The sequence below is a fragment of the Pedobacter polysacchareus genome (genome assembly GCF_019802255.1).
Taxonomy (GTDB): domain Bacteria; phylum Bacteroidota; class Bacteroidia; order Sphingobacteriales; family Sphingobacteriaceae; genus Pedobacter; species Pedobacter polysacchareus.
The window spans coordinates 473,173-483,962 of sequence record NZ_JAHYSS010000006.1 but is presented as its reverse complement, the minus strand read 5'-3'; the positions used below and the strand labels follow the sequence as shown (position 1 = coordinate 483,962).

Annotated in this window: 13 protein-coding genes; 1 reads left to right on the top strand and 12 read right to left on the bottom strand. The window is 39.3% G+C overall.

Going from position 1 to position 10,790, the window contains the following annotated elements; translation table 11 throughout:
- Nucleotides 1–26: 26 nt before the first annotated feature.
- The 12 genes from K7X70_RS19590 to K7X70_RS19535 all read right to left on the bottom strand — a co-directional run bounded on the left by K7X70_RS19590 (nt 27) and on the right by K7X70_RS19535 (nt 9,473).
- Nucleotides 27–434, bottom strand: a complete 408-nt coding sequence (locus tag K7X70_RS19590) for a Dabb family protein (protein WP_222538659.1) — start codon at nt 432–434, stop codon at nt 27–29.
- A gap of 36 nt (nt 435–470) precedes the next feature.
- Nucleotides 471–965 (bottom strand): SRPBCC family protein, encoded by a 495-nt coding sequence (locus K7X70_RS19585; RefSeq protein WP_222538658.1) that lies wholly within the window; start codon nt 963–965, stop codon nt 471–473.
- Nucleotides 966–1,047: 82 nt separating this feature from the next.
- A complete protein-coding gene (locus K7X70_RS19580; protein WP_222538657.1) occupies nt 1,048–1,917 on the bottom strand; it encodes an ATP-grasp domain-containing protein in 870 nt (289 codons plus the stop codon).
- Between the two features lie 48 nt (nt 1,918–1,965).
- Nucleotides 1,966–2,901, bottom strand: coding sequence for a glycosyltransferase family 2 protein (locus K7X70_RS19575; RefSeq protein WP_222538656.1), 936 nt, complete (start codon nt 2,899–2,901; stop codon nt 1,966–1,968).
- A gap of 157 nt (nt 2,902–3,058) precedes the next feature.
- Complete coding sequence (locus K7X70_RS19570) at nt 3,059–3,838, bottom strand: hypothetical protein (RefSeq protein ID WP_222538655.1); 780 nt, start codon at nt 3,836–3,838, stop codon at nt 3,059–3,061.
- Between the two features lie 254 nt (nt 3,839–4,092).
- Nucleotides 4,093–4,353, bottom strand: a complete 261-nt coding sequence (locus tag K7X70_RS19565) for a hypothetical protein (protein ID WP_222538654.1) — start codon at nt 4,351–4,353, stop codon at nt 4,093–4,095.
- Nucleotides 4,354–4,357: 4 nt separating this feature from the next.
- A complete protein-coding gene (locus tag K7X70_RS19560; protein ID WP_062549774.1) occupies nt 4,358–5,101 on the bottom strand; it encodes a ParA family protein in 744 nt (247 codons plus the stop codon).
- Between the two features lie 210 nt (nt 5,102–5,311).
- Nucleotides 5,312–6,841: a sensor histidine kinase gene (locus K7X70_RS19555; RefSeq protein ID WP_222538653.1), complete on the bottom strand. Its 1,530-nt coding sequence runs from the start codon at nt 6,839–6,841 to the stop codon at nt 5,312–5,314.
- A 43-nt stretch (nt 6,842–6,884) separates the two neighbouring features.
- Nucleotides 6,885–7,325, bottom strand: a complete 441-nt coding sequence (locus K7X70_RS19550; protein ID WP_222538652.1) for a response regulator — start codon at nt 7,323–7,325, stop codon at nt 6,885–6,887.
- An 11-nt stretch (nt 7,326–7,336) separates the two neighbouring features.
- Complete coding sequence (locus K7X70_RS19545) at nt 7,337–8,461, bottom strand: sensor histidine kinase (RefSeq protein ID WP_222538651.1); 1,125 nt, start codon at nt 8,459–8,461, stop codon at nt 7,337–7,339.
- A gap of 169 nt (nt 8,462–8,630) precedes the next feature.
- Nucleotides 8,631–9,107, bottom strand: coding sequence for a tetratricopeptide repeat protein (locus tag K7X70_RS19540; protein ID WP_222538650.1), 477 nt, complete (start codon nt 9,105–9,107; stop codon nt 8,631–8,633).
- 18 nt (nt 9,108–9,125) lie between these two features.
- Nucleotides 9,126–9,473, bottom strand: coding sequence for a hypothetical protein (locus K7X70_RS19535; RefSeq protein WP_222538649.1), 348 nt, complete (start codon nt 9,471–9,473; stop codon nt 9,126–9,128).
- Between the two features lie 211 nt (nt 9,474–9,684).
- Between K7X70_RS19535 and K7X70_RS19530 the strand changes: the two genes are divergently transcribed.
- Nucleotides 9,685–10,782: a c-type cytochrome gene (locus K7X70_RS19530; protein WP_222538648.1), complete on the top strand. Its 1,098-nt coding sequence runs from the start codon at nt 9,685–9,687 to the stop codon at nt 10,780–10,782.
- The last annotated feature ends 8 nt before the right edge of the window (nt 10,783–10,790 follow it).

The window sequence follows — 10,790 nt, the reverse complement described above, 5'->3', positions numbered from 1 at the left end:
TCCACCTTTAAACTGCATTTCCTGATTTAGGCCTCCATGATATCATAGACAAGTACTTTCTCCCAAAGATGACTGCAATTTTTGATAAATTCCAGATGTATTGGGTGCGTCTGGTAGGTTGCCTGTCCTTCAAGATCAGAAAAAAACATCAGTTCTGATACGCTCCAGCTGCTGTCGATGACATCACGTTTTTCTGTACTAGCGGTAACACCAACATGGATTTTGCGTACGGTTGGTATTTTAGAAAGTGTTTTTACGCCTGCAATCAATTGATCACGGTCTGCTTTTGAGTCTGGGTTTTTCAACCAGAAAAATACATGATGTACCACTGGATAATCATCTTTTGTAGGGGTTAAGGGCATTGCGCTTGCCATTGTTCCGAGGGAAAGAACAGCTGCGGTCCCAATAAATTTTCTTCTGTTAGCCTTATTCATATTTCCTAAATCTATGAAAAATAAAGGTTTCAATTACTAATTATTGATCATTGGTTGTAAATGTTCATCTTTATTTCTAAGATCCAGGCCACCTTCATAAAGGGATTTTAGGTTAAGCAGGTAAAAAGCCCAGCCGCTTGCACATCCAAGCCTGATGAACTGTTTAGATTGATCGTCTTCAGGAATGTGGTGCTGCTTGAGCTCAACAATGGTGTAATTGTCTTTCTCAGATAAATTCACATCTACCAGACAATCTCCTTCAAAACTGAACTGAAGAAAGTCTTTACCATTTGCTTTTTTAATTAGTCCTTGCATGGCATCCTGGTATAAATACCAAAGCCATTCATAAGTGCATCCAGCGGCCACGTTTAGCGTTTTGTCCAGCGTTTTTCCGCGCTCATCAGTAAAAATTACGCATTTTAGAAACCACTTTTCCAGTTCTTCAGCTTGCGTCCAGGCATTATAAATAGTTGATAAAGGAGCTTTAATGGCGATGGTTTTAGTAAAGGAAGTCCAATCAAAGTTTTTCATAAACGAATAATGATATGGTTTAATTAATAGAATTTAATGAGTTAATTGTTCATTTACAGTATTCTAATTTATAAAGTTAATCCTAAAGATGAGCCGATAAAGCCTGATAATAATTTTCAAAAGATTCAGGTTGTGTACTCAGGAAAAGATAGGGTTCAATCAGTTCCAGTTCCATGAGGTTTAATTGACTATTCACAATAAGACCGTCGACTCTCGCATAAAGACATCCTTCCGCAAATTGAGTTACATAAGCCTGGGCTGCGGGAATGTATTTGTCTGCGGTATGTGCTACATTCACGCTGCCGCCATAGTAATGCTGCACTCTAAACTCCCCAGCTTTGGGTACTTTTAAAAGGCAATGACTATATTTTCCGTTAAAGAATAGAAAAGACCACTCGCCCTCAAAAACTTCTTTCATAAAAGGCTGAACAATAAAAGCTTCTTGCTGGAGTAAGCTATTGATGAGTTCCTGCTGGCTGGAAAAGTTTTCTGCGGTAAGGATAAATGTATTCCTGGCTCCGGCACTAACACAGGGTTTAATAATCAATTTATCGACATTAAATGAGCTCAGTAAGGCTTGTAGATCAGTCAGCGCACTCTCTTTTTCGAGATATGATGAAGGGATCACTGGCAAGCCGGAGTCGGTAATTTCCTGCAGGTAATGCTTGTCCATATTCCATCTCACGCGGTCATAAGGATTCAGTAGTTGAATACCTAAAGTTTCGAGCTGATGCAGCCAGTTCTTAAAATCAGTCAGGTGTTCCGTGTAATCCCATGGTGATTTAAGAATAGCAAGCTGATAATTTTCCCATTTAACTAATGGGTCATTCCAGATGACACGCTCAATGGATAGGCCTTTATCTAAAAGGAAATTTAAAAGTGTAGACTCTTCATCTTCGGTAGTGGGGGTATATATTTCCTGAACGTGGTAAGAAACGTAAGCGATTTTCATGATGTAATTTTTTGGTGCATAAAAATGCAATTAATAGTAAAAGGATAATTAAATCGCTTTAAACAGTTTTTTAATGGTGTCTTTTAACTTTTTAAAAGACCTGGATAGGATTCCTTTTGCTGGTCGTGTTTGGTCGGCCGACAGTTTTTTGAAAAAGTCTGAAAATGCGAGAAAGGCCTCCGGATCTGGGATAGTCTCTGTTTCAACAGATAAAGGGGATTGGGCAAGAACCACATCATAATTTGTGTTTGGCCCGCAATGCGTTCCAGTTGCATCATGGCCAATATTAGCCACCAATGACTGGCCAGGATAAAGTGTCAATTTTCCTGCTAAAAAAGCCGAAGCATACCACCTGATGTCCCAAACTGTACATTTGCCATTCGCCTGGTCTTCTAATGATTTGAAGAATGGAGCTGTGTGGTCAAAATCAAATTCTTTTTGAAGATCACGCGCTATCATTTTATCCAGGAGTATTTTTCCATTTGGTTCAAACATATCCCATCCTCTTTTCCAGGTCGCCCAACCCCAGCAATCAGCCCCTTTTAAGAAGAAAACCTCTTTCAATTTTCGCTGAATAGGAAAGACGTAACCATGTATGGAAATTACTTCTTCCTTATTTTCATAAAAATCAAGGGCATCATTCATGTATTTTAAGAACCAGGGAGAAGTCACCAAATCATCTTCCAGCACAATGGCCTTACCATGTTTATGGATGACTTCCGTTACTCCCAAAATCACATTTTCATCTACTCCAAGATTTTGATCGCGCAGGCAGATGTGGAGATCTTTAAATCCGGTTATGCTGGGTAAATAAGCTCTGATTTCATTCACCTTATCCAACGCTGCCTCATTTTTTGCTGCATCCGAATAAATATATAACTCAGAATCTTTTGCTAACAGATTTTCTTTTAAAGCGGCAATCACCTGCTGCGTATGCGATAAACGGTTGTATACAAAAAGAATGATGGGTGCTGTAGTTTTCATTACGCTAAAAATAGGAGGTTTTTCCTGGATTGTGATCAAGGCAATCCCTTTTTAACCGGATTATTTTAACTAAAAATGCCCCCAAAAATTTTAAATGATTCATGGGGGCATTGAACTTGAATCAACTAGTCAGCTTCTAGTTGTATTTTATAATGGATCACCTTAACTGCCTGTTATAGGCATCGACTGCATTTTCAATGTTTCCGGTACCAGCAGATTGTACTGCGTATCCGCATACTGCCATTCCCACACCAATACCCATTAATACATAACTGGCGGTGAAATTTGGACTTTTTAGACTAGAACGATTGTCAAAACCAAAGCCAGATGGCATATCATTATGACTAGTTCCTGTAGCCAGAAAAGAAACAAAACCAGCAATAATTGATGCACCTGCAGTAACGTACATGATTTTACTACGGCTGGCACTTTTTCTATACTTGTTTAGAAATTTCATGCTCTCTGGGTTGTCAGCCATATCAGATTTGAGGTTGTTGTAATTTACTTTTTTGAGGTCAGCATAACCTTTGTTGTAATACATAGACATGTCTACAGCCGGATACCGACCGGGTCTGTATCCATAGCCATGTCTATAGTTCCTGTCATAGCTGAATGGATCATAAGGTCTTTCCTGATAAAGGTTGATTTTTCCTTCAATAATCCTTTCAGAAAATTGACTGGTTCTGGCAAAAGTCAGCTTTTTGGTATTCGCAAAAAAGCCATCTTCATTGTTAAAAAACTTCACCTGATCTACAGGAATGCGGCGGGAATCTACTCTCAGCTGCCAATAGCCCGAGAAATCAGGTCTCAGCTGAATTCTATTGGCGTAAACGATGGAATCAGAATAGAGGTATAGATAGTTTTTGTTGTCGGGCACCTCTTGGGCACCAGCGTTCAGGGCATAGCATGCCATCACGCTTAAGAGTAATTTTTTCATAACAGTTTACATTTGTGTGTATGTGGTTAACACAAAATATAACCCAAAAATCCATTTGTAAGGAATAAAATACATAAAGTTAATTTTATAATTCCTGCAATTGTATGCTGCCAAAATAAATGGTACTCCGTCTATAGCTACAATATAGACTTAAGATTTTTCAGCGAGATGGATATGAAAAAATCCAATGAGTAATTATACCAAGATATCTTCATATAATCACTCATCAGCATCTATAGAAACTATGCTTAATATTATAAATTGTATTCTTTTTCCACCACTTTTAAGATCAGGTCTTTAACGGTTATTCCTTGCTGTGCACCCAGGATTTTCAACGCTTTTAAAGCACTCTTTTTAAGTCTCAATGGATAAGTAACGGTTTCATCGTCCGGCAGGGGAGCTTGTTTTTCTCCTTTTACAGGAACCGTCTCTTTTGAAGGAGAATTGAACAATGCGGATACACCGCCTAAATTTTTATTATTGTCCTCTATGCCACCCAGGTTTTTCTTTGCCATAATATTATAATTTAACTAAAATTTCTTCCGTAAGGTTTTCATAATCTACAGCACCATTTGATAAAGGTGCATATTCAAAGACATCTACGCCTTTCAGCTGTGCTTCTATCAAGGCTACGTTTACCCGGATAGAAGTATCAAATAACTTATCGCTGAAATATTTTTTGATACTGTCTGTGATTTGCTCGGTAATCACCCTTCTCGGGTTTATTTTGGTAATAAATACCCCACCGATCGTCAGGTTTTCATTGTAGTGTGTGCGAACATCAGAAATAATAGAAACCAGGCGGTCAATACCTCTGTAAGCAAAATATTCTGCTTCCAATGGGATCAATACGGTATCTGCAGCAACCAACGCGTTTACTGTCAACATGCCTAAAGCAGGCGCACAATCGATCAAAACATAGTCGTATTTTCCATCCACTGCTTTCAGCAATCTTTTTACAATGGTTTCTCTGCCCAATCTGGAAACCAGTTCAATCTCTGCACCCAATAAATCCAGTGAGGAAGGGACGATGTCTAAATATTCTGAAATGTTTTCTATAGGAAGAGGCGTGTCACTTTTGATACTGTCATAAATCGACACCTTCACATCTCTGAATCCTAAACCTTCCGTTAAGTTAGATTGTGGGTCAATATCAATTAGTAATGTTCTCTTTTTCGCACGAGCTAAACCGGCGCCAATATTTAAGGTAGAAGTTGTTTTTCCTGTACCACCTTTATGATTTATAACAGCTATAATCTTCATGTCAATATATCCTTTATACGAATACGCAATGATACTAAGATATATTGATGTGGAGATATCTTCAAAGTGATTATTAATCGGTAATTTTTATTTCAATGCCTTAATGGCTGATTTTGAGCTTAATAATTTTTCGTGATTGAGGTGTACTTAAAGATATCTAGATGTCTTTAAGTACGCTAATGCTTTTGCAGCTGGAATGGGGACTGTAATTTAATTGGCCATTGGTATGGTAAACCAGAATTTACTGCCTTCATCCACTACACTTTCTACACCAATTTGCCCATTGTGCTGTTTAATGATTTCTGCACAGATGTATAGGCCGAGGCCCAATCCGGTATACTGACTGCCGGAATTATCTGCACGATAATAGCGGTCAAATATGTAACGCAATTTTTCTGGTGGTATCCCCGGACCCCGGTCAATGACAGAGACTTTAGCCATGTCATTTTTCTTCTCAATACGAATCCAGATTTCTTTAGATTGGCTCGCATATTTTATCGCATTATTGAGGAAGTTGATCACAATCTGTTCCACCCGAATGGCATCAGCATAAACGGAAATATCCAGGTCACCTTCTGTTTTAATGGAGTAAATTCCATCAGTGGTTAAATCATGGTAAGAGTCTTTAATAATACGGGACAACACAAAATTCTCCTGATTGATGTGAAGTTGTCCTTGATTGGCTCTGCTGGAGTTCAATAGGTCTTCAATCAACGCATTGACTTTTCCTAGACTTTTATTGGATTGCACAATCAGCTTAGCCAGGATACCATTAGCCGGTGGATTGTCTTTTATTCGGTCTAAGAGTTGTAAAGATGCCTTTAAACTGGTAATGGGAGTTTTGAGTTCATGACTCGCAATGATGATAAAATCATCTTTATGCTGCTGCAATAAGCGAAGCTCCTGGATGTCAGTGGCGGTGCCCACCCAAAGCTCCAATTGACCAGCCTCGTTTTTAACGGGCATTAAGCGAATCAGGTGCCATCTGTAAAGTTCATCCACTCGCTTGAGGCGAATTTGAAATTCACCGCCTTCCTCATTTTCCAGGATAGAACGGAATTGGTCAATGGCCGCATGACGATCCTCCTCATGTATCACCGATTTAAATGCGATCATTCTGTTTATTGTTTGATCTAAACCGGTATAATCCGAGCATCGCTGGTTGTAAAATACGATTTCTCCTTTTGTTGTATTTGTCCAGGCAAGTTGTGGTATGGTTTCCATCATGCTGCGAAAACGACTTTCACTTTCAGCCAAAGCCCTGGTGCGGTTGATCACACGGTCTTCCAGCTCCTGATTCAGCAGTGAAAGTTCCTCATTGATCTGCTTTAACTTTTCATCCGCCAGCAACTTTTCCTTCCTGATCTGACTGTCATTCAGGGCCCTGTTGATTTTCGTAGATAAGGTGAAAAGACTGTTTTTTGACACATAATCAGTGACTCCAGCCTTAATCAGTTTAACCGCATTTTCCTCTCCAATAATACCGGAGACAATGATAAATGGGATTTCTGAATGGTGTTCCTGTTTAATGTGAAAAGCACTTTCCGCATCAAATGATGGAAGCGAATAGTCTGATAATATCAGGTCAGGACTGAAACTATCGAGCGCTTTTTCAAATTCTACACGTGTTTGAACCACTACTGCTGTAAAACTCAGGTCAGATTTTTTCAGTTCACGCAACAGTAAGTCAGCGTCACTTTCATTGTCTTCAACAATGAGTATTCTAAGCGTTATTGCCATTATATATACGACCTAATTTTACCTATAAAGTGCTGAATATTTATTAATGTGCGGGCTGGCTTAATACCAACCAGTATAAACCTATTTCTTTTACAGTTTTGAAAAAGTTATCGCTATCTACCGGCTTAACGATATAGCTATTTGCACCTAATGCAAAGCACTTTTCTATATCCGGGCCTTCATTGGAGGAAGTCAGCATCACTACTGGAATAGACTTCATGTTGGGATCAGATTTAATCTTTTCCAACACCTGCAGTCCAGAAACCTTAGGCATTTTTAAATCCAATAGGATTAATTTAGGAAACTCCTGATTGCTTCTCGAAGAAAATTCCCCTTTGCAGTAGAGAAAGTCGAGTGCTTCAGCTCCATTGATTACATGATGTAATTTATTGGTCACCCCACCTTTTTTTAACGCGCGGATGGTCAATGCAGCGTCGTCAGCACTGTCTTCTACAAATAAAATTTCAATGTTATGGTAGTTCATGTCTTTTAATGTTAATGTGTTACGTTGAGTAAGCTAAAATAAAAGCAAGATCCCTCGTTTAATGTGGATTCGGCCCAAACTTTTCCCAGATGTCTTTGCACAATTCTATGGACGATAGCGAGGCCGATACCTGTACCTTCAAATTCTTCCTGGGAGTGTAATCGTTGAAAAACCCCGAAGAGCTTATCGTAATATTGCATGTCAAAACCAGCACCACCATCTTTTACAAAGTATACAATATGATCGTCCTCCTGGTAAGAACCAATCTCTATGGTTGTCTTTTCTTTGTGCCGGGAGTATTTAATGGCATTGGAAATCAGGTTAATCCAAACCTGCTTAATCAATGATTTGTCGGCTATAGCATTTGGCAGTTTTGCGATATTAAACTCTGGTAAGTTTTTATGCTGCTCCAATAATACCTCTTCCTTTACCTGATCGACAAGATCGAGCATATCTACTGTTGAAACCGTTACCTGTTTTCTTCCCAATTTTGAAAAGGCTAGCAAGTCATCGATTAATTCACCCATTTTCTTAGAGTTGTTAATGATCGATTGCAGGATCTTTACTCCATCTTCATCAATTACCGCCTCATAGTCCTCTACTAATATTTTAGTATAACCATTAATTGCCCTGATCGGTGCACGTAAATCATGAGAGACGGAGTAGGAGAAGGACTCTAATTCTTTGTTAACAGACTCTAATTGTGCGGTACGTTCTGCTACTTTTTGCTCTAATTCGTCATTGAGCTGACGAACTTCGTCTTCTGCATTCTTCAGCTCCCTATTGGCAATGATTAATTCTTCTGCTCTTTTTTCCTTTTCTTCATTCTGAAAAGCAAGCTCTTTATTGGCGATGACTAGTTCTGCCGCTCGACGTTCTTTTTCTTCATTTTGAAAAATCAGCTTTTTGTTCGCAATCACGAGCTTTGCTGCTATTTTCTCCTTCTCTTCATTTTGAAAGAGGAGTTCTTTATTGGCAATCGCTAGCTCTGCAGCATAGTTCTCTCTCTCTTCATTTTGAAAAAGAAGCTCTTTATTGGCGATGAGTAAAGCTGCTGAGAGGTTCTCTTTTTCCTGATGTTGAAAAGCAATCTTTTTATTCGGAATCATCAATTCATCGGAATCGTCTTCTTTCATGTCCTTAGTAAAAGGGTAGTGGTTGATATTAATGGAAAAAAGAAAAGAATGCGGGAAAGATTAGCTTTTCTTCGTATTTTCTAAAGTTAACATAATAAACTGGGACCTGATGATAATCAGGGATAAATCGTCATAACAATCGTATAACGATAGTAGAAAGATGAGTTGTTTAAAGCTTTTGCTGAACCGCAGCACGTTCTATTTTCATCTGCTCATGTTCAGGTGCAAATTTCAGACCGTCATTATATGCATTCAAGGCTTCTTTAAAGGCACCCAGTCCTGCCATCACATAGCCAAATCCATGGTAGGCTTCCGCATTCTTTGGATCGAGTAACCAGGCTTGATTTAAACGGTACATCGCTGTTTTAGGATCACCTTTTTTTGCATATTCCATTCCCCATCTGGAATAAACATAGGAAGCACGTTCTTTTGTGCCAAATTGTTCCGTTGCCTCTTTTATGAATTGCTGATCTATTTCTAAGTACTTTTGCGATTTTACCAGGCCACCGTATTTAGGCAGTAACCTCATGTCCGTTTTAGCACGCGCTTTCCAATCTTCATCAGCGCTTTTTGAGTTACAGGATGCGCTAAATAAAGTAATGGCCGACAGGAGGAGGATGCTCAATAGGTTTTGGAATGATTTCATGTAAAGCTTATCATAAGATTATGCGCTTAGTACCAATTCTTCAGCGGTTAAACAGAAATAAAGGTTTTGTAACTGGTGTACGTATAATAATTTATAGTCCAGCATGGCGATTTCACCATCCATAGGCTGAAAGTCATCACTTAAAACAAATTGATGGCCATTTTTTTTCTCTAGTACATAAGTGATCTCATCACCTTCTTCATATTCAAAAACGAATTTTTCAAATCCAAATTTCATCAACCAATCTACCGTTAATTTAATAGGCTCCATTAATCCGGCTGAGTCAATATCAGATCCATAAGGGATTTGCTCAGGATGGCCATGATCTAATGTGTAATTTCCTATTCTTAATTCGCTTGATTCCATAATCCGTTCTTTGGGCGCAAAATTAGGATAATAAAATAGGAATTCATGAACCGACAGCCTTTAATCTGTAAAGTCATGGCAAAACAGCTGGAATCAGCTTTTACCGGGCGCGGTCCTTCATTGTATTATAACCTTTAGTTATGACTGATCACTTTATATATTTTTGTCATCCTCATAATTAATAGCATTTTTGAATACCAAACCAAATATTTTGAGCGAAGAAACTAAACCTGACCAAAGCCGGCAAGCCCTTATTTATACCGCGAAATCCATCGTGTTAGTTTCCTTGTTGTTTATTTTAGCCAGTTTAATAGGGATCAGCGCTTACTATTTTAAGGATGCAGCTTCAACCTCAACTCAAGAAAGTGCTGCTGCAGGGGCAGATCATGGAACTAGTCAAATTGGAAATACCAAGGCTGTAATGCAAGGTAAGGCCATTCCGGCTGATGCCTGGAAATCACCAGACGACAGTACGATTCCTGCCGATGAGTATGGTGAAATGATCCGTTATGGAAGGGAACTGGTGAAGAATACCGCTAAATATTTTGGGCCAAATGGTGCTGTGGCCAGAATCAGCAATGGAATGAACTGTCAGAATTGTCACCTGGAAGCAGGAACGAAGACTTTCGGCAATAACTATTCGATATTCTTTGCCAGCTATCCCAAAAAGAGCGCACGCTCAGGTAAAATGGCCGAAGCCACCGAACGCATCGCCGATTGCTTTCAGCGGAGCTTAAACGGAAAAGTTCCTGATCTAGCTGGAAAAGAAGTAAAGGCGATGCTCGCTTACATGAAATGGGTAGGATCGGAACAAGAGAAAGGAAAAAAAGCATTTGGTACGGGCACGGAAAAATTGAACTATATGGACAGAGCCGCAGATCCGGAAAAAGGGCTGATCGTGTACCAGAATAAATGCCAAAGCTGCCACGGACAGCATGGCGAAGGAATTAAATCAGCAGACCAATTGGCCTTTTTATACCCACCGCTCTGGGGACCGCACAGTTATAACGATGGCGCAGGGATGTACAGATTGAGCAATTTTGCAGGTTTCGTAAAAAATAATATGCCTTATGGGGTGACTTATCCAAATGCACAATTAACAGATGAAGAATCCTGGGACGTAGCTGCATTTGTCAACACTCAGCCCAGACCTCATAAAGCACAAAAAACAGATTATCCAGATCGCAGTAAAAAGCCAATTGATGCGCCTTATGGTCCTTATCTGGATGGGTTTCCTGAGCAGCAGCATAAATACGGACCTTATCCTCCAATCGTGCTGGCATTGAAAGATATCGCCCCAAATCATTAATAAATCTA

What these genes read in the sequence shown, in the direction of transcription:
- K7X70_RS19590 (WP_222538659.1), bottom strand. Translation starts at nt 434, where the DNA reads ATGAATAAGGCTAACAGAAGAAAATTTATTGGGACCGCAGCTGTTCTT.
- K7X70_RS19585 (WP_222538658.1), bottom strand. Translation starts at nt 965, where the DNA reads ATGAAAAACTTTGATTGGACTTCCTTTACTAAAACCATCGCCATTAAA.
- K7X70_RS19580 (WP_222538657.1), bottom strand. Translation starts at nt 1,917, where the DNA reads ATGAAAATCGCTTACGTTTCTTACCACGTTCAGGAAATATATACCCCC.
- K7X70_RS19575 (WP_222538656.1), bottom strand. Translation starts at nt 2,901, where the DNA reads ATGAAAACTACAGCACCCATCATTCTTTTTGTATACAACCGTTTATCG.
- K7X70_RS19570 (WP_222538655.1), bottom strand. Translation starts at nt 3,838, where the DNA reads ATGAAAAAATTACTCTTAAGCGTGATGGCATGCTATGCCCTGAACGCT.
- K7X70_RS19565 (WP_222538654.1), bottom strand. Translation starts at nt 4,353, where the DNA reads ATGGCAAAGAAAAACCTGGGTGGCATAGAGGACAATAATAAAAATTTA.
- K7X70_RS19560 (WP_062549774.1), bottom strand. Translation starts at nt 5,101, where the DNA reads ATGAAGATTATAGCTGTTATAAATCATAAAGGTGGTACAGGAAAAACA.
- K7X70_RS19555 (WP_222538653.1), bottom strand. Translation starts at nt 6,841, where the DNA reads ATGGCAATAACGCTTAGAATACTCATTGTTGAAGACAATGAAAGTGAC.
- K7X70_RS19550 (WP_222538652.1), bottom strand. Translation starts at nt 7,325, where the DNA reads ATGAACTACCATAACATTGAAATTTTATTTGTAGAAGACAGTGCTGAC.
- K7X70_RS19545 (WP_222538651.1), bottom strand. Translation starts at nt 8,461, where the DNA reads ATGAAAGAAGACGATTCCGATGAATTGATGATTCCGAATAAAAAGATT.
- K7X70_RS19540 (WP_222538650.1), bottom strand. Translation starts at nt 9,107, where the DNA reads ATGAAATCATTCCAAAACCTATTGAGCATCCTCCTCCTGTCGGCCATT.
- K7X70_RS19535 (WP_222538649.1), bottom strand. Translation starts at nt 9,473, where the DNA reads ATGGAATCAAGCGAATTAAGAATAGGAAATTACACATTAGATCATGGC.